Source organism: Burkholderia perseverans (genome assembly GCF_022870505.1).
Lineage (GTDB): Bacteria > Pseudomonadota > Gammaproteobacteria > Burkholderiales > Burkholderiaceae > Burkholderia > Burkholderia plantarii.
Genome location: NZ_CP045094.1, coordinates 2,327,733 through 2,351,843, shown reverse-complemented (window position 1 = coordinate 2,351,843; position 24,111 = coordinate 2,327,733). Strand labels below are relative to the sequence as shown.

Here is a 24,111-nt window from a genome sequence, read left to right as displayed (position 1 = left end):
GCGCCGTGCTTGCCAGCCGCACCGCCTGCCGGCGCCCGGCGGTCCGTCATCCCTCATCCGCCCCGGGCATCGGCCGGCCCGGCTTCACACCGTCTCGGCGAACACGGTATGAAATACCACCCCGTCGAACATCTCGATCAGCGCGCGCGATTCGGCCTGGCTCTCGCGCCGCACCGGCGAATCGAGCGCGGCGTCGATCGCGGCCTGATCGGCGAAGCGCATCGAGATCACGAGCGCGAACGCCGGCTCGCCGGTGTCGCTGTGCTGCTGGCGCAGCACGCGCACGTCGCGGGCGCCGGGAAAGCGCGTCCAGAGCGGCACGAGCCGCGTCCGGACATGCTCGTCGAAGCGCGCCTCGAAGCCGGGCCGGACCCGGCCGCTGAAGAACGCGCAGCGCGTCAGCACGGCGGCCCCGCCGCGGCACGGCCGGCGCGCGGCGCCATCAGCCGCGCCCCACGAACGGCATGTGGCTTGCCATCACCGTCATGAACAGCACGTTCGCGTCGAGCGGCAGGCTGTCCATGTAGAGCACCGCGCGCACCACGTTGTCCATGCTCATGCGCGGCTCGACCCGCAGCGAGCCGTCCGCCTGCAGCGTGCCTTGCGCCATCAGGCTGCTCATGTCGCTGACCACGTTGCCGATGTCGATCTGCCCGCAGGCGATGTTGAAGGGGCGCCCGTCGAGCGAGGCGGCCTTGGTGAGCCCGGTGATGGCGTGCTTGGTGGCCGTGTAGGCGGCCGCCTGCGGGCGCGGCGCATGCGCCGAGATCGAACCGTTGTTGATGATCCGCCCGCCGCCCGGCTGCTGTTTCTTCATCAGGCGGAACGCGCCCTGGGTGCAGAGGAACGCGCCCGTCAGGTTGATGTCCACCGCCTGCTTCCAGTGTTCGACGGGCATCTCCTCCAGCGAGCACTGCGGCGTGAACACGCCCGCGTTGTTGAACAGCAGGTCCAGGCGCCCCCAGTGCGCTTCGATGCGCTCGAACAGGCCCTGCACGGCGGCCGCGTCGCCGACGTCGCAGCCGACGGCCAGCGCGCGCTCTGGCGCGCCCGATTCGTCGGCCACCGCCTGCAGCGCCTCGACCTTGCGCGCCGCGAGCACCACGCGGTAGCCGGCCTGCAGCAGGCCCAGCGCGACGCTGCGGCCGATGCCCGAACTCGCCCCGGTGACGAGGGCAACCTTTTCGTTCATGTATCTCTCCATGGTTGAGCGCCCGGCGGTGCCGGCACGGGCCCGCGTCGCGAGCCCATGCCGTGCGGCCGGGCCGGTTTCTTCAGTGGATCGCGTCGTCGAGGTCGGTCAGGTCGCGCCCGCGCGTCTCGGTGGACATCGCCACGCCCACCAGCGTCAGTGCCGAGAGCACCGCGGTGTACAGGCCCATCACCCAGAACGCGCCGCCCGCCAGGCCGATCAGATAGATGCCGAGGATCGGCGCGAGGCCGCCCGAGAGCACCGCGCCGATCTCGCGCGAGAGCGCGACGCCCGAGTAGCGGTAGCGGTTGCCGAACAGCTCGGCGAAGTGCGCGCACTGCGCGCCGAGCATGCTGTTCGCGCCGATCGCGAGGCCGCCGAACATGGCCACCGCCACCCACACCGGCTCGCCGGTGCTGACCATCCACCACGACGGCACCGACCACAGCAGCATGAACACGGCGCCGCAGCGGTAGATGGTGCGGCGGCCGAAGCGGTCCGACAGCGCGCCGAACAGCGGCGTGGTGATCACGCTGGCCAGCGTGGCGATCATCGCACAGCTGGTGCCGATCCTCGCGAGCTGCGCGGCCGGCACGCCGAGCCGGTTGGCCACGGTGCCGCCGAGGAACGCGATCACGATGGTGGTGTAGATGGTCGAGCCGCCCTGTTCGGCGAGCCGCATCAGCACGGCCGCGGCCACCGGCCGGCGCGCGTCCTTCAGCACCAGCCGCATCGGCGAGCGCGCCACCTGGTGGCCGCCCTCGAGCGCCGCGAACGCCGGGCTCTCGCGCAGCCGCAGCCGGATCCAGACCGCCACCGCGATCAGCACCACGCTGGCGAGGAACGGAATGCGCCAGCCCCAGGCGAGGATCGCGGCGGTGTCCATCAGGTGCTGCAGCAGGCTGAAGGTGGCGGTGGCGATGCCGAAGCCGGCGAAGATGCCGACGAACGGCAGCGCCGCGAAGTAGCCGCGGCGCGGCGTGGGCGCGACCTCGGCCATCAGCGTGGAGGCGCCGGCCTGCTCGGCGCCGGCGCCGAAGCCCTGGATCAGCCGCAGCACGATCAGCCCCACCGCGCCGAGCGGGCCGGCCGGCAGCAGGCCCACCAGCGTGGTGGACACGCCCATGATCGCGATGGTCATCAGGAGCACGAACTTGCGGCCCTTGCGGTCGCCGAGCGAGCCGAAGAACAGGCCGCCCAGCGGCCGCGCGAGAAAGCCCACGCCGTAGGTCGCGAAGCTCGCGAGCAGGCCCGCATGGGCATCGAAGCTGGAGAAGAACACGCGGCTGAAGATCAGCGCGGTGGCCAGGCCGAAGATCGCGAAATCGTAATACTCGAGCGCGCTGCCCACCGCGCTCGTCAGGATCGCGCGGCGCAGCTGCCTGGCCGATACCGGCGCCGCGGCGCCGTCTGGGGAGGGCTCGCTCCGCTGCGCGGCGGCGTGGGCGCTCGCTGCCGCCGGCGTGAGCGCGTCTCGGTGGATCGTCATCTGTCTGTCTCCATGTTCCGGCTTCTTGTCTGCGCGCCCGTTTCCCGGGTCGCGTCCGGCTGGCCGAACGGCGGCCGCGCCTGCTTGGCGGGGCGTCCGCCCGCGCTACCTGGCGCTCAAACGACTTACCAGGCGGCGTGGCTTCGGCTACACTTGGTTATCGGTAACCAAGCATATCAAAATCTAACATGCGGAGATGCGGATGTCCAAGGAAGCCATATTGGTTGTTACCCGATACCCCGAGGCCGACATGGTCGTGCTGGGCGAGCAGTACGAACTGCACGTGCTGGCCGAGGCGCCCGATCGCGCCGCGCTGCTGGCCCAACTCGCGCCGCGCGTGCGGGTGCTGGCCACCAACGGCGAAGCGGGCGCCGACGCCGCGCTGATCGACGCGCTGCCGAAGCTGGAGATCATCGTGTCGTATGGCGTGGGCGTGGATGCGATCGACCTCGCGCATGCCGCGCGGCGCGGCGTGCGCGTGACGAACACGCCCGACGTGCTGACCGAGGACGTGGCCGACATGGGGCTCGCGCTGATGCTGGCGGTGGCGCGCGAGATTGCGCGCAACGACGCGCGCACGCGGGCCGGCGAGTGGGGCCGCGAGGCGTTCACGCTGACCTCGCGGATGTTCGGCAAGCGGCTCGGCATCGTCGGGCTCGGGCGCGTGGGGCGGGCCGTGGCGCGCCGTGCGGCGGCGTTCGAGATGCGCATCGCCTATACCGACCGGATCCGCTTCGACGACGTGCCGTATGCGTTCCATGCGAGCGCGGCCGAGTTGGCGGCGCAGGCCGACTACCTGATGGTGTGCGCGGCGGCCGACCAGATCCCACGCGGCGCGATCGGCCGCGAGGTGTTCGACGCGCTCGGGCCGGACGGCTTCCTGATCAACATCGCGCGCGGCAGCATCATCGACGAGCCGGTGCTGATCGACTATCTCGGCGACGGCCGGCTGCGCGGCGCCGCGCTCGACGTGTTCTGGAACGAGCCGGCCATCGACCGGCGGCTGCTCGCGCTGCCTAACGTGGTGCTGCAGCCGCACCGCGCGAGCGCGACCGTGGAGACGCGCGCGGCGATGGCCGGGCTGGTGCGAGCGAACCTGGAGGCGTATTTCGCGGGCAGGCCGCTCGTCACCGAGTTCACGGCGCATCTGGCGAAGGCGGGCTGACGACGGGGCGGGGCCGAAGCGCCGGACGCGCCTCGTCGCGCCGGCCGCCGTGATGCGATGGCGGTCGATGTGCGAGGCGGTAACGATCCGGCGGCGGCCAGCGATGACCAGGCGGGCGAGCGGCGCGATCGATATCGGCTTCCGACCGGGCGGCGCCGGCGGCGGCGCGCCCGAAGCGGGGCGCGGTGTGTTGCCGGTGTGTTGCGTACGCGCCGCGCTTCGGGCCGCCTGTCGAGCCGTCCGCCGCGGCCTCGCCTACGCGCTTTCGCGCGCCACCACCTCGTAGGGAATCCGGATCAGCGGCGGCGCGTCGTGCTGCCGGCGCTGCGCCTGCACCGAGGCGATCTCGCGGCGCGAGACGTTGGGCCGCTCCGAGCCGTCGATCGCGGCGAGCAGCGACTGGCCCGTCGAGTGGCCGATCCCGTAGGCATCGACCGAGATCGTCGTGATGGTCGGATAGCAGTGACGCGACACCTCGAAATCGCCGAAGCCGGCCACCGCCAGGTCCCCCGGCACCGTGAGCCCGAGCCGGTGGCAGGCCATGATCGCGCCGAACGCGTGGATGTCGCTGGTACACATCACCGCGTCGGTGTCGGGCCATTCGGCCAGCAGCTGGCTCAGCGCGGCGCTGCTGTGGCCCATCGCGGCGCCGTGCGCCATGTCGTTGGCGGGCGTGGGCCGCACCACGTCGCGCGGCGCATGCAGGCCGGCTTGCTCGACCGCCGCCAGATAGCCGTTGCGCCGCGCGATGCCGCGCAGGTCCAGCAGCGAGGTGCTGCCGATGAAGCCGATCCGGCGGTAGCCGCGCTCGTACAGATAGCGCGTCATGGCCTGCGCGGCGTCCTCGTTCGAGAAGCCGACCACGCGGTCGATCGGCCGGCCCGGCAGCTCCCAGGTCTCGATCACCGGGATCCCGGCCTGCTCGAGCATCGCGCGCGCCTCCGGCGTGTGGTGGCCGCCCGTCACCACGATGCCGCGCGGCTGGTGGCTCAGCAGCGAGCGGATCAGCGATTCCTCGCGCTCGGCGATGTAGTCGGTGTTGGCGAGCAGCAGGCGCAGGTTGCGCGTCTCGACCACGTCGTTGATGCCGCGCACCGTGTCGGCGAAGTTCGAACTCGACAGCGACGGCACCACCACCGCGATCACGTTGTTGCGGCCCGACGAGAGCGCCCCCGCCACCGCGTCGGCCACGTAGCCGGTCCTGCGTACCGCGTCCATCACGCGCTCGCGCGTGGCGTCGCTGACGTGCTGGCCGGTCAGCACGCGCGACACCGACATCTTCGAGACGCCGGCGAGCCGCGCGACGTCGGCCATGCGGACCGGCGCGCCCGGCTCGGGCAGGGAATCGTGGTTTGCACTCATGGGTTCTGGAAACTGCCGTTCGGGTCGGACGCCCGCGTGCTGCGCGGTGGTCGCGGCATCGCGCACCGCCCCGCGGCGCGCGACGCCCGCGGGACGGGCGACAAACGCCAATTGTAGCGTCACCGCGGGCCGCTTCCGGCGCCGCGCGCGGAATCCGGCCGGGGCGGGCGGGTCCGGCGCCGGCTCGCGGGCGTGATGCGGCCGGGCCGATGCGCGGTTCGCGCCGGTCGCGCGCCCGGCCGCCATATCCATCGGCCGGGAAACTGAGTAGAGTGACGATCCTTTCCGATCGATCGACGCCGCGCATGAATACAGCCGCCTGGTCCGAAGCGCAGACCTTCCTGTCGGTGGCCGATGCCGGCGGCTTTGGCGCCGCCGCGCGCGAACTCGGCGTGACCCAGTCCACCATCAGCCGGCGCGTGGCCGTGCTCGAGGCGCGGCTCGGCGTGCGGCTGATCGAGCGCACCACGCGGCGCGTGGCGCTGACCGAGGCGGGCCTTGCCTATGCCGCCGAGCTGCGCGAGATCCTGCAGCGGCTCGAACAGGCCGACGCGCGCGTCCAGCAGGGCGCGCCCGAGCCCGAAGGGATGCTGCGCGTGACGATGCCCACCGGCTACGGGCGTGCCCGCGTGCTGCCGTGCCTGACGCGGCTCGCGCGGCGCTATCCGCGGCTGCGCTTCGAGGTGGACCTGTCCGATCGCTACGTCGATCTGCTCGACAGCGGCTACGACGTGGCGATCCGCGCCGCGCCCACGCCGCAGTCGGGCGTGGTCGAGCAGCGCATCGCCTCGGTCGGCATCCTGCTGTGCGGCTCGCCCGCCTACGTGGCCGAGCACGGGTACGTGACGCGGCCGGACCAGCTGATCACGCACGACTGCCTCGCGCTGCGCACCTACGCGCCGCGCACCAGCTGGCGCGTGACCTGGCGCGGCGAGCCGGCCGAGGCCGCGATCGCGCCGAAGATGCTGGTCAGCGACGTGTTCGCGCTGCGCGACTTCTGCGCGGCCGGGCTTGGCCTCGCGGTGCTGCCGATGTACGCGGCCGACACGGCGCTGGCCGACGGCAGCCTCGTGAACGCAGCGCCCGAGCTGCGCTGGGCCGATCTCGACATCCATGCCGCCCATGCGCGCGACCGCGCGAGTCTGCCGAAGGTGCGCGTGCTGATGGACGCGCTGCTGCACCCCGAGCACGCTGCCGCGCCCTGAGCCGCGCGGCGGGCGGGGGGATCGTATCGATTCCTGCATCCGCCCCGCATTCATCCCGCAGTCGTCCCCGCATTCGTCGCCGTCGCGCGTTTCATTCCGGCCCCGTTCCGCTCCCGCCGGCCGTCTACAAAAAAATCCCGAAGCGCCTGTAACCGTTCGGCGCCGCCGAACGATCTGATCCATGACAGCGCCGCACGACCGTGCGCGCGCCAATCACGGATCTCACGGCTCCCTGCCTCGGGGCCGTTCCTCGATACAGGATGCCTTCATGACACCGCTTCGCTCGCTGTTCCGTCTCGCCGATCCCGCCTGGCTCGCCGCGCGGCTGCAAAGCTGGGCGCCGCTGCCGGTCCGGCTGATCGTCGGCTACGGCTATGTCGCCCACGGCTACGCGAAGATCGTCAAGCACCCCGAACATTTCGCGGCGATCCTGCAGGCGCTCGGCGTGCCGGCGCCGCACCTGATGGCCTGGGCGACCATCGCGATCGAGCTGCTGGGCGGCCTCGCGGTGCTGGCCGGCGCGTTCGTGCCGGTGGTGGCGGTGCCGATGCTGGTGGTGCTGGCGGTGGCCTCGCTCACCGTCCATCTGCCCTACGGCTTCACCTCGATCAAGCTGATGGACGTGGTCCACGGCGTGCCGCAGTTCGGGCCGCCCGGCGTCGAGACCGACCTGCTCTACGTCGCGGGGCTGCTCGCGCTGGTGTTCGGCGGCGCCGGGCCGTTCGCCGTGGACGGCCTGCTGCGCGGCTGGTATGCGCGCCTGCATGCGCCGCGCGCGGCCGGCCGGGTGTCGGCCTGAACGCGATGGCAAGCGGTGCTTCCAATCTGTCCGCGCGTGTCTTCATGACGGCCGGCGACGCCGATTTCGCCGCCGGGCGTGATGGGTCCGCGCCCGAAGCGGCCTCGGCCGCGAGGCCCGACGCCGAACGGCGGCTCACGGCGCTGCTGCTGCGCGCGCTCGACGGCGACAAGGCCGCCTATCGCGCGTTCCTCGTCGACCTGACGCGGTTCCTGCGCGCGCGGCTGCGGGCCAGGCTGCGGCGCCGCGACGAGGATGTGGAGGATCTGCTGCAGGAGGTGCTGATCGCGGTCCATCACGGCCTGGAGACGTTCCGGCCCGACGTGCCGCTGACGGCCTGGATCAGCGCGATCGTGCGCTACAAGGTGGCCGACCACCACCGCGCGCGGTTTCGCTGGGATGCGCTGCACGCGCCGCTCGACGACGACGGCGAGCTGTTCGTGGAATCGGACAGCGAGGCCGCCGACGCGCGGCGCGACCTGCAGCGCCTGCTGGCGACGCTGCCGAAGGGGCAGCGCGAGCCGATCGTGCATACGCGGCTGTGGGGGATGTCGGTGGCGGAGACGGCGGCGGCTACCGGCATGTCGGAATCGGCCGTGAAGGTTGGCGTGCATCGCGGGCTCAAGGCGCTCGCCGCAAAAATACGAGGAAAAGGCGATGAACACCGATGAACTGATCATGACGCTGATCGATGCGCCGCGGCCGCCCGGGCGCGCCGCGGTGAGCCGGCGGCTCGGGCTCGCGGCGCTGGCGGGCATCGCCGTCGCGCTGCTGTTGCTGCCGGCGATTCGCGGCGACACGGTGCGGCTCGCGCATGCGCTCGGCACGCCGCTGTTCTGGGTCAAGGTGATGCTGCCCGCCTCGATGACGCTCGCCGCGCTGCGGGTGGCCGCGCGGCTGGCGCGGCCCGGGATCGCGGTGGGGCACGCCTGGCTCTGGCTCGGCCTGCCGCTCGCGGCGGTGAGCGTGGCGGCCGCCGCGGTGCTGGCCGCGGCGCCGCCCGAGCTGCGGCCGTCGCTCGTGCTCGGCCATACGTGGCGCACCTGCTCGCTCTATATCGTCGGACTGTCAGGCGTGCCGCTCGTCGTGCTGCTGCACGCCATGCGCGGACTGGCGGCCACGCGGCCGACCGTGGCCGGCACCGTGGCCGGGCTGCTGGCCGGCGCGATCGGCACGCTCGCCTACAGCTTCCGCTGCCCCGAGACGGCGGTGCCGTTCTGGGCGGTCTGGTATTCGCTCGGGATGGCCGTGCCGGCGCTGGTCGGCGCGCTGGTGGGACGGCGTGCGTTGCGCTGGTGAGCGGGGGCCGTGGCGGGCGGCGCGGCGAGTGGCCGGCACCCGGGGCCGGCGCGACGGCGATGAACAGGGCCGCATGCCGAAGGCAGCGGCTTTGATGGCGTCGAATCGCATCGGCAGCGCTGAATGCATCGGATGCGCCAACGCGCCAACGCGCCAAACCGCCGGCAGCACCTACAGCATCCCGCTCCCGCCCGGCGCCCTCAGGCGTGCCAGACCGAGCCGCCGCCGGCTGGCTCGATCCACACCGCCGACGGCGCGTGCGCGCGAGGCTCGCCGCCGCCCGGCGGTGCCGCTTCGTCGGCCGCCTGCGCGAGCCGGCGCGCCGCGCGCAGCGCCTCGACGATCTGCTGCCACGCGCGTTCGCGCGAATCGGCGCCGCGCGTGCGCAGCACCTGGGCCGGCGCCAGCGTCGCGATCACGCGTTCGCCGCCGGGCAGCCGGTACGGCAGCGGCATGCGATGCACCACCGCGTCCGGATCGTCGAGCACGGCGCGCAGCGCGACGGCGCCGAACGCCACGATCACGCGCGGCGCAACGCTGCGAATCTCGCGTTCGAGCCAGTAGCGGCAGGCGTCGATCTCGTGCCGCGTCGGCGTCGCCGCGCCGGGGTGACCGCCCGGATTGCCCTGATTGCCCTGATTGCCCGGCGCGGCACGCTTGATGTGCTTGAGCGCGTAGGTCGCGTGGATTTCGCTGCGCGCCAGCGACGCCTCCGTCAGCGCGCGGTCGAGCAGGCGTCCGGCGGTGCCGCCGAACGGCCGGCCGGTGCGGTCCTCGTGCTTGCCCGGCTGCTCGCCCACCAGCATGATCGCGGCACGGCGCGGGCCGGCGCCCGCCACCGGCCGGGTGGCGGGTGCCCAGAGCCCGCAGCGCCGGCAGGCGTCGAGCGTGGCCGGCAGATCGGGATCGGCGGCGGGGAAGATCGGATCAGACATCGGCGGCCTCCGTACTGCGGGAAAGGGGCGGGCGCGGCGCGGCGGGCAGCCGGCCGGCGGCGCGGGCAAGGCCCGGCGGGACGACGTGGCGCGGGGCGTGCGGCGCGCGCGGTGAAAAGGGTCGAGGCGTCATGTGAGGTCGTCTCCCGGGACAGGCGCCAGCATGCAGCAATCCGCGTGCCACGCGTGTGACGGCTTCGAGGCAACTGCGCGACGGCGCGGGAATGGGGCTTGCCGCGCGGGTGAACCGAACCCAACCGAACCCGTTTCCTCGCGAGGTCCCCGATGAACCCGAATGCGAAGCCGCAGCCCCTGCCGCCGCAGGCGCAGGTCCGCCGCGGCCAGATCACCGGCATGCTGAGCCGCGAACAATTCCACCAACGTTTCGCCGCGCGTTTTCACGATCCGGCGTTCCGCGCCGAGGACGCCGCGCTCGCGCGGCTCGAGGCGATCGCCTGGGACGCCTACCAGGGTGGACGCAAATCCCCGGTGACGCATCCGGCCGGCGAGGGCTATGCCGACCCCGGCTACGCGCTGTCTGACGAGTGGCGCGCCGCGCGCGAGCGCATCGACGCCGCCCAGGCGCGCCAGCGCGATCGCGCCGCGCCCGCGCGCGTGCTGGTGGTGAACGCCTCGTCGCGCAACGACTACACCTGCCCGGGCGAGATGTCGAAGAGCTTCCGGCTCGGCCGGATCGTGCAGGGCACGCTCGAGCGCCGCGGCTGCGAGGTCGATTTCCTCGACCTGTCGCGCCTGAACTCCGATCCCGACTTGCGGATCCACCCGTGCAAGGGCTGCGTGTCGACGGCGATGCCGCTCTGCCACTGGCCCTGCAGCTGTTATCCGAACCACGCGCTCGGCCAGGTCAACGACTGGATGAACGAGATCTACGAACGCTTCGCGGCGAGCCACGGCGTGGTGTTCGTGACGCCCGTCTACTGGTACCAGGCGTCGAGCGCGCTGAAGCTGCTGATGGACCGGCTGGTGTGCGCCGACGGCGGCAACCCCGACCCCACCACCACGCACGGCAAGGATCCCGAAGCCGCCAAGCGGCTCGAACTCGACGGCTGGGACTATCCGAAGCATCTGGCCGGGCGCGCCTACGGGCTCGTCGTGCATGGCGACGTGGCCGGCATCGAGGGCTCGCGCCGCGCGCTGTCGGACTGGCTCGACTGGATGGGGCTGGTCGAGGCGGGTGCGAAAGCGCGACTCGATCGCTTCATCGGCTATTACGCGCCCTACGCGACGAGCCATGCCGTGCTCGACGCCGACGAGGGTATCCAGCGCGAGGCCGGGAATGTGGCCGAGGCGGTGGCGAACCGGATTCAGCAGCTGCGCGAGGGCGCGACGGCGCCCGACGCGGGGCTCGCCACGCCGCGCGCGAAGTGAGGCGGGGCGGGTAGCGGGTCCGCCGCCCTTGCCGGGTGCCTTCCAGCCGGGGCCGGCCGCGGGCCACGGGCGGGCTCGCGCCGCGTCCGTCCTCGTGCCGAAATCGGGCCGCATCGATTCGGGCCCGGCCCGGCGGCGCCTCGTTACGTGGTTTGCAGTTTTTCCCCGCCCGCGTCGCCGGCTCGCGCACGGGCTGCCGCGCCGCCCCGAGCCCGCCGCCGGCCGGCCCGGCGGCGCGGACGCGCCACCGGCCGGCGCCGCGCCCGCGCGGCACATCCGATGCTGAAGCGACGGGAGGCTGCCGCGCGCAGCCGTCCCGTTCCCCAACCCTGCAAAGGAGTCGCCGATGAAAGCGCTGGTTTATGAAGGGCCGCGAAAGGTCGCCATCAAGAACATGCCGGATGCGCGGATCGAGAAACCCACCGACGTGCTGGTGAAAATCACCACCACCAATATCTGCGGGTCGGACCTGCACATGTACGAAGGCCGCACCGACATGGAGACCGGCCGCATCCTGGGCCACGAGAACCTCGGCGTGGTGGTGGAGGTCGGCGGCGGCGTGGAGCGCGTCAAGGTGGGCGATCGCGTCTGCCTGCCGTTCAACATCGGCTGTGGCTTCTGCAAGAACTGCGAGCGCGGCCTGACCGGCTTCTGCCTGACCGCGAATCCCGGCATGGCGGGCGCCGCCTACGGCTTCGCCGGCATGGGGCCCTACAGCGGCGGGCAGGCCGAACTGCTGCGCGTGCCGTTCGGCGACTTCAACTGCCTGCTGCTGCCGCCCGACGCCGAGGAGAAGGAAAACGACTACGTGATGCTGTCCGACATCTTCCCGACCGGCTACCACGCCACCGTGCTGGCGGGCGTGGAGCCCGGCGACAGCGTGGTGATCTACGGTGCCGGGCCGGTGGGCCTGATGGCGGCGATGTCGGCGCAGATCCGCGGCGCGAGCCGCGTGATGGTGGTCGACACCCACGCCGACCGGCTGGAACTGGCGCGCAAGCTCGGCGCCGAGCCGATCGACGACAGCGACGGCTCGGCCGTGGAGCGCGTGCTGGAGCTGACGGGCGGCGAGGGCGCGGACCGCGGCTGCGAATGCGTCGGCTACCAGTGCAGCTGCCACGGGCGCGAGGTGCCGCACGCCACGCTCAATTCACTGGTGAAGACGGTGCGCCCGACCGGCGGGATCGGCGTGGTGGGCGTGTTCGTGGCCGAGGATCCCGGCTCGCCCGACGCTCTCGCGAAACAGGGCAAGCTCGCATTCGACTTCGGCCCGTTCTGGATGAAGGGGCAGCGCATCGCCACCGGCCAGGCCAACGTGAAGGCTTACAACCGCAAGCTGCGCGACCTGATCGCGGCCGGACGCGCGCATCCGTCGCGGATCATCTCGCACGAGCTGCCGCTCGAACGCGCGCCCGAGGGCTACGAGAATTTCGACGCGCGCAACGACGGCTGGACCAAGGTGGTGCTGAAGCCGGCCGCCTGATCGACGGCGGCGGGGTGCCCGCGCCCGCCCGTGCCCGCGGATGCCGGCATGCCGACGACGCCAGCGCCGACAGTGCCATCGGTGGCTGGCAGAGGCCCGCCGGCACGGGCTCCGGCGAAAACTACAAGCGTCGATCGGCGTGATGTCAAAACTACATACGGGGCCCGACGGGACGCGGCGCCATGACCCGGCGCTGCCCGACGCCGGCGTTTCGGCCCCCCCATGCGCGGCGCGGCCTGTGGTGCTTTGCAGCAGATTTTTTCCGAGTAAGCGCAAAGCTGGCTTGGAGATTGCTAAATACCCACTGTCCAGTTTCGGGAACGGCCCCTGTCGAGCGACCGCTCCCCGATTGCGGGCCGGCATATGCTGCGCCCGCGTCGCATTTCATTCAACCGAACCCAGTGGGGAGTTACCTTGTCGCTTAACGTCCTGATGGTCGCCGCCGAAGCTGCGCCGCTTGCCAAGAGCGGCGGCCTCGGCGACATGGTCAGCGCTTCGGCGAGCGCGCTGCGTCAGCGCGGCATCGATGCATCGATCCTGTTGCCCGGTTACGAATCCGCCTTCGACCGCGCGATCGCGCCGACGCCGCTCGGCACCATCCGCGATCTGCCCGGCGGCGACGCGCGATTGTGGCGCGCCGCGATGCCCGACTCCGACGTGCCGGTCCTGCTGCTCGAAATGAAGCATCTGTACGGACGGCGCGGCAGCGGGCTCTATCAGGACGAATGCGGGCGCGACTACGTCGACAATTTCGTGCGCTTCGCCTCGCTGTCGGCCGCCGCCGCGCGGATCGCCTCGGGCGTGCGCGGCGTCAAGCGCCCGCGCATCGTCCATGCGCACGACTGGCACACCGGCCTCACGCCGCTGCTGATGAAGCTGGCCGGCTCGCCCGCGCGCAGCGTCTTCACGATCCACAATCTCGCGTTTCAGGGCAACTATCCGACGGGCCTCGCGCCCTACGCGGGGATTCCGTCCGAGCTGCTCGCGCCGGCGCCGCACGAGCCGCACAGCATCGAGTTCTACGGCGCGCTGAGCTGCATGAAGGCGGCGATCGTCTACGCGGACCGCCTGACCGCCGTGAGCGAGCGCTACGCGCAGGAGATCCTCACGCCGCGCTTCGGCAACCGCATGGAAGGCGTGCTGGCCGCGCATGCCGGCAAGCTGTCGGGCATCGTCAACGGCATTGACGACGCGCTCTGGAATCCGCGCGACGACGCCGCGCTCGCGCAGGGCTATGGGGTGGACGATCTGGTCGGCAAGCACGCCTGCAAGCGCGAACTGCAGCAGAGCTACGGGCTGCAGGTCGATCCGTTCGCGCCGCTGGTCGCGATCGGCAGCCGGCTCACCGGGCAGAAGCTGGCCGACGTGGTGTGCGAGGCGATTCCGGCCGCGCTCGCGCGCTGGCCGCGCGCGCAGTTCGCGGTGCTGGGACAGGGCGATGGGGCGATCGAGGCCGAGCTGCGCCGGCTGGCTGCGCAGTGGCCGGGGCGGCTCGGCGTCCACATCGGTTATGACGAGACGCGCGCGCACCGGCTGCACGCGGGCGCCGACATCCTGCTGCACGCGAGCCGCTTCGAGCCGTGCGGGCTGACCCAGCTTTACGCGATGCGCTACGGCACCGTGCCGGTGGCCTCGCGCGTGGGCGGTCTGGCCGACACGATCACCGACTGCCCCGCCGCGCCGCGCGTGGACGATGCCGACGCGCCGCAGATCGGCGAGGCCACCGGCTTCCTGTTCGACGGCGAGCACGTGAACGACGTGGTGCAGGCGCTGGGGCGTGCGTTCGATCTGTTCGCGCAGCCGAAATCGTGGCGCGTACTGCAACGCAACGCGATGAATCGCGACTCGAGCTGGGAAGGGCCGGCCGCGCGTTATATCGAGCTGTATTGCCAGCTGGCCGGCGTGCCGGTGCCGCGCGCGGCCGCCGTGCAGGCGTCGGCGACGCATCTCGAGACGGTCGTGCGCGAGCGTGCCGCCCCGCGCATGAACGCGGTGGCCACGCGACGCGCTCGCGTGCCGGCCGAGGCGCGCAGCAGCGCCTGACGATACGCCGACATGAGTGGACGATCGGGAGACGGGGAGCCGCTTCGCACTGCGAAATAACGGATCGGTGCGGACCGATGCCTGTCGGGCGAGCGCGGCTGCTCGCGCTGCCGCGACATGCACCGGCGGCGCCGGCTTGCCGCCGATCTCCCGCCTCGTCGCGTGCGTGCCGAGCTTTCCGTCACCTTTCCATCGTTGTCATGAAACCGGCGTGCATCGGCCATCGAGGCCGATGATTCACCGTGTTTCGATGAACTTTCCTCGCCTCTCGAACTCCTGTTAACGGTCGAGCGATACGAAGCCCGCGGCTTCGGGAAAAGGGGGCGGTGCTTCGATGCCGGGGCACCAGGCCCGATGACCCAGGCCTGTCTTCCGGACCCGATGCGAACCGTTGCCGCGACGCATCCGGTCCCGTCGCCCGACGATGCCGGCCACGATCCATGGCCGGCTCCGGCAGTCTCCATCCGCCATTGCGCCCACGATCTCGCATCGCCCTCGATGCGTCTTACCGGAGGTATTTCCCTTGCGAATCCTGACAGTCGTCTCCGTCTTTCTTTTCACCCTGCTGACAGGCTGCGCCGCGTATCGGACTCATGAGGCGCGCGAGGTGCAGGACGGCAAGCTGGTCGGCTCGAACGTGCTCGATCTGGTGCAGTCGGTGGGGATTCCCGACAAGACGATGAAGCTCGTCGATACCGGCGGCTCCGCCGATCGCATGACCGCGCAGTGGAATTTTTCCAACGCCGATGCGGCGCTCGACCTGAACGTGATCGTGCTCGACCTGAAGGTGGGCGGGGCCGGCAAATGCAGCATGACGGCCACCGTGGATCGCTGGGGCGGCAAGGTACTCGCGGTGAATTTTCCGCAGGCGCATAGCGACAGCATCGGTTCGGACTACAGCGCCTGCGAGCCGCTCGTCGAGGAAGCGCTCACGCATATGCCGCATACGCCGATCGATCCGAAGTACGACGCGTTCGCGCTGGTGGGCGCGGCGAAGTGAGGGACTGCGCCGCACCCGTGAGCTTCGAGGCTGTTAGCGATGGACGGCCGATCGACAGGTCGGAAGCCATGAACGAGCGACCGGCGGGGCTTTTCTCCCCAAGCCGGCGTCGCCACCGGGCGTCGGATTCGCCGTGCCGGACGACGGTTTGTCTCCGGCACGGCCTGATGACGCGTGTCGTCCGTTATTGCCGCGCTGAGCTGACGGCCGCGCCCGCATCGAGCAGGCCCGCGCCGCAGGTGCTGGTCGAGCAGCCGGAGCCACTCGGGAACGGCCGCGCCGACGCCTGCAGTTTCTGCAGCACCTGCGCGGGCGTGAGCGAGCCGTTCGCCGCCAGCATCAGCGCGACGGTGCCGGCCACGTGCGGCGTGGCCATGCTGGTGCCGTTGTAGGACGCGTAGCTGTCGGCGGCGGGCGAGGTGGCGCCGCTGTTGAGCGTCGAGAGGATGTTCACGCCCGGCGCCGCGATCTTCACGGCCGTGCCGTAGTTGCTGAAGCTCGCGCGTCGCCCGTTCACGTCGGTGGCCGCCACGGCGATCACGTTCTGGCAGTTGGCCGGCTGCGAGGTGGACACCGGCGCGGCCTCGTTGCCGGCCGCGACCACCACCGTCGCGCCGGCGCCGACCACCGCATTGATCGCGTTCTGATAGGTGCGGCTGCAACTACCGCCGCCGCCTAGGCTGAAGTTCAGCACGCGCGCCGGCGTGCGGTTGGCGGGCGCGCCCGGCACCGAGAGCCCGGCGGCCCAGCGCATGCCGTCCGCGATGTCGCTGAGCGTGCCGCCGCATTTGCCGAGCACGCGCACGGGCAGGATCTTCCCCTGCCACGCGATGCCGGCCACGCCGCGGCCGTTGTTCGAGACGGCGCCGATCGTGCCGGCCACGTGGGTGCCGTGCCACGAGCTGTCGCTCGCGAAGGTGCGGCCGAACTGATCGACCTGGCAGCGGTAGAACGGGCCGTCCGGATCGTCGACCTCGCGCTGCGAGACCCAGTCGCCAGGGTCCGAGGCGTCGCTGTCGCGACCGTTGCCGTCGTTCGCGCCGTCCGGATCCGAGATGAAGTCGTAGCCGGGCAGGACGTTCGCGGCGAGGTCGGCGTGGGGGCGATAGCCGGTGTCGACCACGGCCACCACCACGTTCGCGGAGCCGGTCGTGAGATCCCACGCCTTCGGCAGGTTGGCACCGCCGATGCCGCCCGCATAGCCCCATTGTTCGCCGTAGCGGGTGTCGTTCGGCACCAGCAGCGCATGCATGCGTGCGTCGGGCTCGGCGTACTCGACCGCCGCGTCGGCCGCGAAGTCGTTCGCCAGCGCGGCGGCGTCGGCGGCCGGCAGGCTGCGCTGCAAACGCAGCACGGTCGCGCCGTCCGCCATCTCGCGCTTCACACCGATGCCGGCGGCGGGGTCGCCCGCATTGCCGGGCGCCGAGGCCGCCGCGGCGCCGAACGTGCGCGTCGTGGCGCGAGCGCGGCGCGCGGCGAGCACGCGGTCGATCACGCCATGGATGTCGGGCGCCGCCGCCGCCGCGATCGACGCCGCGCCGCGCGCCGCGACGGCGGCCGGCTTCAGCTTGACGATCAATTGATTGACGCTCTCGGACGCGGCGCCGGCGGCCGGCATCGAGGGCGCCTGGGACTGCGCCTGAGCAAGCGACGCGCAGGCAGTCAGGACGAGGGAAGCGACAACCCGATATGAAGCAGTGCGAACAGAATTTTTCATGCCATACCCCAAAGAGGATCGAATGGAATGCGTGTTGGGAATCGGACCGCTACTGGACTGCGTTGCTGCTTTACCGGAGAGGCGGTGAGGCGATGAAGCCGGCGCGCGAATGCGCGTCATGAAGCCGGCCGCATGCGTGGACATGCCGCCGGTGAAATGCGCTCAGGCTCGTTTGTCTGGGTACTGCCGCCGTGCCGAAAAGCGGCACGGCATCGGAATAATGATCAGGATTGCTGATGGAACTGGATACGCATCGACATGGTGCCGTGTGCGGCATCCCCCTCGTTGCATCGTTGTCTTTCTACCAGCTTTCGCAAAATTATCTTGCCGTAGGCTGGGTGTCAAACTTTTTTAATGAAAATATAAAAAAGTTAGCTCGGCGGTGCGAGCGCCGCGCGGCACGCGCGGTGCCGCACGGCGGCGGATGCTTCATTGCGCCGAGGGCGCGTCCGGCGGCAGGCCGTTCAGGATGCGTTGCGTCTCGTCGGCGGACAGGGCATAGCCGTAGAAGCGCCGGTAGAAATCGCGCGTCTCGTCAGCGAGCTGCCCGGCCGGGAACAACCCGGGATGCAGCGCGCCGGCGGCCCATCGCACTTGCAGCGCGACCTCCGGCCCGTAGCGGTCCCACGGAAACACGCCGGCCGGATTGCGCAGGACGTGGCCGTCGCGCACCGCGCCGAGCGTCTGCCACAGCGCGCGTTGCGGTGAGGCGTCGATCGAGCCGGCGTTCGCGCCGAGGATCACCACGTCAGGCCGCCATGCCAGCACCTGTTCGATCGAGACGGGCCGCAGGTTGCCGATCAGGCCGTCGGCGGCATTGCGTGCGCCGGCGGCCCGCAGCCATTGATCGACGATCGTGTCGCTGCCGTCGACCTTCAGCGGTGTGAGCGATGCCACGTGCAGCACGCGCGGCACGCGCCGGTCGGGCCACGCGGTGAGCGCCTGCCGCGTGGCCGCGAGCGTGGTGTCGAGATAGGCGCGATAGTCGTGCGCGCGCTGCGCGGCGAGCGGTGTATCGAGCGCGGCGGCCGTGTCGTCGAGGCAGCTCAGCATCGAATCGAAATCGCTGAAGCCGACCGGCACGACGTCGAGCCCGAGCCGGCGCATGGCCGCGATGCTCGGCGCGCCGCGCGAGACGAACACGACGTCGGCATTCGCGCGCAGCAAGTCTTCGGCGTTGGGCGCGCCGTTGGCGACCGGCTCGGCTCGCGCGAGCGCCGGCGCGACGCGCATCATCCACGGGAATGCGCGTGGACGCGCCACGCTCGCCACCACATGGTCGGCCGAGCCGAGCATCACCACCACGGCGTTGTGCGCGTACCAGAGATCGGCGATGCGTTGCTTTGGCTGCGCGCTGGCCGAGATCGACGCGAGTGCCGTCGCCCCGGCGATGACCAGCCCCAGCGCGGCATGGATCAACGCGGGCCGGCGGTTTCGTTCGGTGCGCCTCACAGTTCGAACTCCACCGACGCCATCACGGTGCGCGGTGCGCCGAGCTGGGCCGTCGCGTTACCGCTGCCCGTATAGCCGTTCAGGCCGCCCGGCACGATGTTGGTCCAGTAGTGGCGGTTGGTGAGGTTGTCGACGTCGAGGCGCAGCGTGACGGCGCGCCCGAACACGCCGGTCAGGTAGCGCACGCCGAGATCGACGGTGGCGTAGGCGCCCACCGAGCCGGCGTTGGTGTTGTCGGTGGCGCGCGCGCCGACGTAGTGCAGGTTCACGTCGGTGGCGAGGCCCGGCACCGGCCGCACTTCGTATTCGGCGAGCAGGTTGATCGTGTATTTCGGCAGCCCGACGATCTGCTTGCCGTCGGTGGTGGCGTCGCCGGTATCGAACAGCCGCGGGTCGAGCCACGCGATGCCGCCGAACAGCGAGAGATCGCGCGTCAGGTGGCCGTCCAGCATCCATTCCACGCCGAGGTTGCGCTGCTTGCCGCCGGTGCGATAGACGCCGTCGGCCATCGTGTAGGCATAGGGCCGCGTGATGCGGAATGCCGCCAGCGAGGTGTTCCAGTGCGAGAACGCCACCTTGTAGCCGACTTCCCACTGCTTGCTGCGATACGGGTCGAGGATATTGCCGGCGTTGGCCGAGCCGGTGGGCGCCGTGTCGCCCTGCTGCAGGCTGTCCGCGTAGGTGAGGTAGACGCTCTGGTTCGCGGCCGGCTTGAACACCAGGCTCGCGCTGCCGGACAGCCCCTGGTTGGCGGACTCGCTGGTCTGCGTGCCCTTCGCGTTGTCGTTGTGCGTCGACAGCCAGCTCTGGCTGCCGGCCAGCAGCAGCGACCAGCGCGGCGAGAACCGCATGTCGTCGCTGAGCAGCAGTGCTTGCTGCGTGCTCTGCGCGGACTGGTAACGATGCTCGAAATCGGGCGCGCCCGTGACCCAGTACGACTGCGGGTTCGCGAGGTTGCCGCTGCCGAGCGTGGTGGTGCCGCCGGCGACGGGATTGAAGTTGTCCCAGACAAAGCCGCTGGTGCCGATGCCGATGTGATGCTCGACCGGGCCGGTGCGCACGCGGCCGTTCAGGTAGACGAGGTTGCTCGTGATCGTGAAGCGGCTGGCCGTGGCTGTCGAGATCGTGGTGCGGTAGTTGCCGGCGTTGTCGATCAGCGTGTCGGTGGGGCCGGTGCTTTCGCGATCCGCGATCTGGCGCAGCACCGCCGCGTCCAGATGCCAGTCCGGCGAGAAATCATGCTTGAGCCGCAGCGTTCCGGTGGTGGTCGTGTTATCGCTACCACCATTGACCGCGCCATAGGCCGCGTTGGTCGGATCGAGCGCCGACGGGAAATGTACGCCGCTCGCCAGCGCGAAGGTGGGCGGGAAGCCCTTCGTCACGTAGTGATAGCGGCTGAAGTTGGTTTCGATCACCGTTTGCGGCGAGAGATGGAAATCGAGCGCCACGCTCGCGAGCTGGCGGCGCACCGTGCTGTGTTCGGTGTAGCCGCTGCCGGTTTCGTCGAGCAGCGTGAAGCGGTAGCCGATCGCCTTCGACGGCCCGACGCGGTCCGATGCATCGATCTCGCGCAGGAAGCGCGTGCCGCTCGCGTAGCCGAGCGTGACGCGGAACAGGCGCGCGTCGGTCGGGCGCTTCTGCACGTAGTTGAAGGTGCCGGCCGGATTGGCGGGGCCGTACAGCGCGCCGGCCAGGCCGTTCATCACCTCGATGCGGTCGAACTGCTCGAGCGGATAGTCGGTGGTCGAGACCGCGTTGAGCCCGTCGATCCGGCTGTTCTGCACCACGCTGCCCTGGATGCCGCGCGACTGCGGACGGGCGCCGTCGCCCTGCACCGAGGGCAGGTAGCGCAGCGCGTCGGCGATGCTCTTCAGCTGCTGTTCGCGGATCAGGTGTTGCGGGACGACGTTGACCGTGTAGGGCGTGTCCACGCGCTTCATGTCGCCGAGCGGGCCGAGGTTCGCGTTCTCGACGCGCAGCGACTGGCTGGATGGCGCGCGCGCCGTCACGCTGATGGCGGGCATCGCGGTGGCCTGCTGCGCGGAGGGCTTGCCAGGCAGGGTGGCTGCGGCTGGCGTGGCGTCGGTCTTGGCGCCGTCGCTCACGACACCAACGTTGGTGGGCACGCTTTGCGCGACTGCATGATGGCAAAGCACGAACAGCAGGGACGAGGCGAGGGCGAGGTGGCGTGGCTGGCGGTGAGGAAGGGAGGGCATTCGCATGAGCGTCATGAGGGGGGAAGCGGTGGCGCGCGGAAGAACCGCGAGCCGTCGATGTCGATTTGCTCGACGCGTGTGTCGTACAGCGCGCCGATCGCGGTGGCGTCAAGCACCTCGCGCGGCGCGCCGTCGGCGGCGATGCGGCCGCCGTCGAGCACCACCACGCGCGTGGCCGCGTGGCAGGCGTCGTCGGGGCGGTGCGTGGTGTGCAGGATCGCGTGGCCGTCGCTGGCGAGTTCGGCGAGCAGCGCCTGCAGCCGCAACTGATGGCCGTAGTCGAGGCCGGTGAGCGGTTCGTCCATCAGCAGGATCGGCGCACCCTGCGCGAGCGCGCGAGCCAGCAGCACGCGCTGCCGCTCGCCGCCCGACAGGGCGGTGTAGTCGCGATGCGCGAGCGCGGTGATGCGCATTCGTTCGAGCGCCGCGTCGATCGCATCGCGGTCCTCGCCGCGCGGGCGCCGCATCAGCCCCGCGTGCGGCAGGCGGCCGAGCGAGACGATCTGCTCGACCGTGCAGGGCAGCGCCGGCACGTGGTGCTGCGGCACGTAGGCGATGCGGCGCGCGATCTCGCGCCGGCTCAGGCGCGTGAGCGGCACGCCGTCGAGCAGCACGCGGCCCACGGCGGGGCGCGCCACGCCGAGCAGCACACGCAGCAGCGTGCTCTTGCCCGCGCCGTTCACGCCGAGCAGCGCGATGAGTTCGCCGCCGCGCAGTTGCAGGCTCACGCCGTCGAGCACGCGCGCGGCACCGCGCTGGAACACGATGTCCTCGCAGGCGAGCGTCGCGATGGGGGTGGGGGCGCGACTCATCGGGCCAGCCGGCCGCGCTGGCGCACCAGCACGAAGCCGAACGCCGCGGCGCCCGCGATTTCGGTGATCACGCCGAGCGGAATCTCGGAGGCCGTGGCGCTGCGTGCGATGGTGTCGGCCAGGATCAGCACGGTCGCGCCGAGCAGCGCGCTGACCGGCAGCACCGCGCGATTCGAGGCGCCCGCCAGCGCGCGCGCCAGATGCGGCACCAGCAGCCCGACCCAGCCGATCATGCCGCCGAGCGAGACCGTCAGCGCCGTCGCGAGCGTGGCCACCGTGATCACCGCGAGGCGGATGCGCCGGACCGGCACGCCGAGGCTCAGCGCCTCGTCGTCGCTTTGCGACAGCGCGTCGAGCAGCGGCGCAGCCGCGCACAGCAGCGCCGTGCCGATCGCGAGCGGCGGCCCGAGCCGCGCGAGATCGTGCCAGCCCACCTGCGCGAGACTGCCGAGCAGCCAGTAGACGATGGCCGGCAACTGGTCGAGCGGATCGGCCACGTACTTGACGAGCGCGAGCAGCGCCGAGAACAGTGCGTTGCTGACGAGGCCGCCCAGCAGCAGCGCCAGCGTGCCGCCGCCGCCGAGCAGCCAGGCCAGCGCGACGCCGAGCGCCATCGCCGTGCAGCCGGCCGCGAACGCGCAGAGCTGGACCCACCAGAGGTTCGGCACCGCGCCGCCCGTGATGATGCCGAGCGCCGCGCCGAACGCGGCGCCGCTCAGCACGCCGAGCCAGCCCGGCGAGACGAGCGCGTTGCGGAACACCGCCTGATAGGTGGCGCCGCCGCTGGCGAGCGCGGCGCCGGCCAGCGCGGCCGCGAGCAGGCGCGGCAGACGTTCGCCGACGACGATCGCATGCCATTGCGCGAGGGATGCCGCCGAGTGCGGAGCGCCGGCGGTGCCGATGAACGCCCGCGCCACCTGCATCGGCGTGAGCGGGAAGCGGCCGGCGCAGAGCGCGATCAGCGCGGCGATCGCGACGCTGGCGCAGGCGATACCGAACATGCGACGAGGGCGAGCGGGTACGGCGGAGGAGGGCAAGGAGGACGACTGCGTGGCTGGCATCGGCAAGCACGACACGCTGACAGGCAACGCGTATCGGGGTGGAAAGGCAACGTATTCTATGGGATATAGCGAATTGATGCAGTGCGGCATGGTGTGACGTTGAGCGGGAGGCCCGCGATCGTCGCTTGCGCACGCATCGTGTTCGGCAGGTGGACGACAATGCGCATTCGCCAGACAACGCACGACATGGAGACACGATGGAGTTGAACGCGCGCAGTCATGGCGTGGACCTGCTGCGAGGCACGGCGATCCTGCTCGTGCTGATCCTGCATTTCCACCTGACCTATCGGCTGGACGTGCTGCCGTTCGATCTGCCGTGGCTCGCCGATGCGATCCGCGCGGTGGCTCGCAACGGTAACTACGGTGTGACGATGTTCTTTACCGTGTCGGGATACCTGATTACGTCCACGTCGTTGCGCCGGTTTGGTTCGCCAGAAGGGATTCGCTTCGCGACGTTCTACCGTTTCCGCGCCGCAAGGATTTTGCCGTGCCTCCTGCTGGTGCTGGCGATCATGGTCGCGCTCGCTTCATTCGGCATGCGGTCGTTTATCGATAAACCCGGCACCGTGAGCTTGCCGCTGGCCGTGCTGTCGGTGCTGACGTTCTGGCATAACGTGCTGATGGCCAGGGTCGGCTATTTCAATTACGCGATGAATATCCTCTGGTCGCTGTCGGTGGAGGAAGTGTTTTATCTGGGGTTTCCGTTGGTTTTTGTGGGGTTGCGCCGGCCGCGGTATATCGCGTGGGGGTTGCTTGTGCCGATCGTGTTTGCGCCGGTTTATCGGTATTGGCATCGCGATGACGAGATCGTTGCGCTTTATGGATATTGGGCGTGTTTTGATGCGATTGCGATGGGGTGCTGCGTTGCGTTGATGCCGGTGGTGCGGATGCGGCGGGAGTGGCGTTTGGGGTTGCAGGGCGTGGCCATCGGGGCGATGGCGGTGACCTATCTGTGCGGGCCGATCATGCGGCATGTGGTGTGGGGTGTGTCGGTGATGGCGTTGGGGACTGCGGTGCTGCTGGTTTGCTTCAGGATCAGGCAGGAAGAGGTGAGGCGGCAGGAGGCATCGTCATGGGTGCCGCGCGTGATTCGCTGGTTCGGGCGGCGTAGTTATGAGTTGTATCTGTTTCATATCGTCGTGCTCGGTGTGCTGCGTGAGTACCTGACGCGCGAGAGCATTGGCTTGCATGCGAAGCCGCTGTGGCTGGTGGCTTATGTTGCCGTGGCGGCGCTGGTGGCGGGGGGCGTGTTTCGGTGGTTTTCCGAGCCGGTGAATCGGGGGTTGCGGCGGGGTGATGAAAAAAATATGTAACTTATTTATTTTTATGAATTTATAAATACGAAGGGTTTTTGTAATTTTTGATGTGTAAGGATTTTGTATCCGAAGCGCCCAGTGGATCAGAGGCTCATGGGAAGTTTGATTAACAAAAAATAAATGAGGCTCACTAATTCTAATTCATCGTGATGGAGAACGTTTGTCAAAAAATGTTC

The 24,111-nt window shown here is 70.4% G+C and carries 20 protein-coding genes; 10 read left to right on the top strand and 10 right to left on the bottom strand.

Annotation, left to right across the window (positions count from 1 at the left end):
• Window positions 1–84 precede the first annotated feature (84 nt).
• From BpN12_RS24980 to BpN12_RS24970, 3 genes are all read right to left on the bottom strand, one after another.
• Window positions 85–405 carry an EthD family reductase gene (locus tag BpN12_RS24980; RefSeq protein ID WP_246794936.1) on the bottom strand — a complete coding sequence of 107 codons (321 nt, stop codon included), beginning with the start codon at window positions 403–405 and terminating at the stop codon, window positions 85–87.
• A gap of 37 nt (window positions 406–442) precedes the next feature.
• Window positions 443–1,192, bottom strand: a complete 750-nt coding sequence (locus BpN12_RS24975; RefSeq protein ID WP_246794935.1) for an SDR family oxidoreductase — start codon at window positions 1,190–1,192, stop codon at window positions 443–445.
• A gap of 82 nt (window positions 1,193–1,274) precedes the next feature.
• Window positions 1,275–2,681, bottom strand: a complete 1,407-nt coding sequence (locus BpN12_RS24970) for an MFS transporter (protein ID WP_246794934.1) — start codon at window positions 2,679–2,681, stop codon at window positions 1,275–1,277.
• Between the two features lie 202 nt (window positions 2,682–2,883).
• Here BpN12_RS24970 and BpN12_RS24965 point away from each other — a divergent pair, with 202 nt between their 5' ends.
• Window positions 2,884–3,846, top strand: coding sequence for a 2-hydroxyacid dehydrogenase (locus BpN12_RS24965; protein WP_246794933.1), 963 nt, complete (start codon window positions 2,884–2,886; stop codon window positions 3,844–3,846).
• 255 nt (window positions 3,847–4,101) lie between these two features.
• Here BpN12_RS24965 and BpN12_RS24960 read toward each other — a convergent pair whose 3' ends face one another.
• On the bottom strand, window positions 4,102–5,160 hold the full coding sequence (locus tag BpN12_RS24960) for a LacI family DNA-binding transcriptional regulator (protein WP_246797989.1): 1,059 nt from the start codon (window positions 5,158–5,160) through the stop codon (window positions 4,102–4,104).
• Window positions 5,161–5,513: 353 nt separating this feature from the next.
• Between BpN12_RS24960 and BpN12_RS24955 the strand changes: the two genes are divergently transcribed.
• The 4 genes from BpN12_RS24955 to BpN12_RS24940 all read left to right on the top strand — a co-directional run bounded on the left by BpN12_RS24955 (window position 5,514) and on the right by BpN12_RS24940 (window position 8,511).
• Window positions 5,514–6,413, top strand: coding sequence for a LysR substrate-binding domain-containing protein (locus BpN12_RS24955; RefSeq protein ID WP_246794932.1), 900 nt, complete (start codon window positions 5,514–5,516; stop codon window positions 6,411–6,413).
• A gap of 268 nt (window positions 6,414–6,681) precedes the next feature.
• Window positions 6,682–7,212 carry a DoxX family protein gene (locus BpN12_RS24950; RefSeq protein ID WP_246794931.1) on the top strand — a complete coding sequence of 177 codons (531 nt, stop codon included), beginning with the start codon at window positions 6,682–6,684 and terminating at the stop codon, window positions 7,210–7,212.
• A 44-nt stretch (window positions 7,213–7,256) separates the two neighbouring features.
• Complete coding sequence (locus BpN12_RS24945) at window positions 7,257–7,883, top strand: sigma-70 family RNA polymerase sigma factor (protein WP_246794930.1); 627 nt, start codon at window positions 7,257–7,259, stop codon at window positions 7,881–7,883.
• On the top strand, window positions 7,870–8,511 hold the full coding sequence (locus BpN12_RS24940; RefSeq protein ID WP_246794929.1) for a DUF1109 domain-containing protein: 642 nt from the start codon (window positions 7,870–7,872) through the stop codon (window positions 8,509–8,511). The genes BpN12_RS24945 and BpN12_RS24940 overlap by 14 nt, the downstream gene beginning before the upstream one ends.
• Window positions 8,512–8,711: 200 nt before the next feature.
• On the opposite strand, the gene BpN12_RS24935 is transcribed toward BpN12_RS24940, so the two are convergent.
• A complete protein-coding gene (locus BpN12_RS24935) occupies window positions 8,712–9,446 on the bottom strand; it encodes a uracil-DNA glycosylase (RefSeq protein ID WP_246794928.1) in 735 nt (244 codons plus the stop codon).
• A 285-nt stretch (window positions 9,447–9,731) separates the two neighbouring features.
• Here BpN12_RS24935 and BpN12_RS24930 point away from each other — a divergent pair, with 285 nt between their 5' ends.
• The 4 genes from BpN12_RS24930 (at window position 9,732) to BpN12_RS24915 (ending at window position 15,361) form a co-directional block, all read left to right on the top strand.
• Window positions 9,732–10,835 carry a flavodoxin family protein gene (locus BpN12_RS24930; protein ID WP_246794927.1) on the top strand — a complete coding sequence of 368 codons (1,104 nt, stop codon included), beginning with the start codon at window positions 9,732–9,734 and terminating at the stop codon, window positions 10,833–10,835.
• Between the two features lie 346 nt (window positions 10,836–11,181).
• Window positions 11,182–12,318, top strand: a complete 1,137-nt coding sequence (locus BpN12_RS24925; protein WP_246794926.1) for a glutathione-independent formaldehyde dehydrogenase — start codon at window positions 11,182–11,184, stop codon at window positions 12,316–12,318.
• 414 nt (window positions 12,319–12,732) lie between these two features.
• Entirely contained in the window at window positions 12,733–14,361 is a 1,629-nt protein-coding gene (gene glgA, locus BpN12_RS24920; protein WP_246794925.1) for a glycogen synthase GlgA, read from the top strand.
• 523 nt (window positions 14,362–14,884) lie between these two features.
• Window positions 14,885–15,361 (top strand): hypothetical protein, encoded by a 477-nt coding sequence (locus tag BpN12_RS24915; RefSeq protein WP_246794924.1) that lies wholly within the window; start codon window positions 14,885–14,887, stop codon window positions 15,359–15,361.
• Between the two features lie 184 nt (window positions 15,362–15,545).
• Here the strand turns inward: BpN12_RS24915 and BpN12_RS24910 are convergent, their stop codons facing one another.
• The 5 genes from BpN12_RS24910 to BpN12_RS24890 all read right to left on the bottom strand — a co-directional run bounded on the left by BpN12_RS24910 (window position 15,546) and on the right by BpN12_RS24890 (window position 22,559).
• Window positions 15,546–17,078, bottom strand: a complete 1,533-nt coding sequence (locus tag BpN12_RS24910; protein WP_246794923.1) for a S8 family peptidase — start codon at window positions 17,076–17,078, stop codon at window positions 15,546–15,548.
• 429 nt (window positions 17,079–17,507) lie between these two features.
• Entirely contained in the window at window positions 17,508–18,497 is a 990-nt protein-coding gene (locus tag BpN12_RS24905) for an ABC transporter substrate-binding protein (protein ID WP_246794922.1), read from the bottom strand.
• 29 nt (window positions 18,498–18,526) lie between these two features.
• A complete protein-coding gene (locus BpN12_RS24900) occupies window positions 18,527–20,746 on the bottom strand; it encodes a TonB-dependent receptor (RefSeq protein WP_246794921.1) in 2,220 nt (739 codons plus the stop codon).
• An 11-nt stretch (window positions 20,747–20,757) separates the two neighbouring features.
• A complete protein-coding gene (locus BpN12_RS24895; RefSeq protein WP_246794920.1) occupies window positions 20,758–21,558 on the bottom strand; it encodes an ABC transporter ATP-binding protein in 801 nt (266 codons plus the stop codon).
• Window positions 21,555–22,559 (bottom strand): FecCD family ABC transporter permease, encoded by a 1,005-nt coding sequence (locus tag BpN12_RS24890; RefSeq protein WP_246794919.1) that lies wholly within the window; start codon window positions 22,557–22,559, stop codon window positions 21,555–21,557. Before BpN12_RS24890 ends, BpN12_RS24895 begins: the two co-directional genes overlap by 4 nt.
• A gap of 257 nt (window positions 22,560–22,816) precedes the next feature.
• On the opposite strand from BpN12_RS24890, the gene BpN12_RS24885 reads away from it, so the two are divergent.
• Window positions 22,817–23,932, top strand: coding sequence for an acyltransferase family protein (locus tag BpN12_RS24885; RefSeq protein ID WP_246794918.1), 1,116 nt, complete (start codon window positions 22,817–22,819; stop codon window positions 23,930–23,932).
• The last annotated feature ends 179 nt before the right edge of the window (window positions 23,933–24,111 follow it).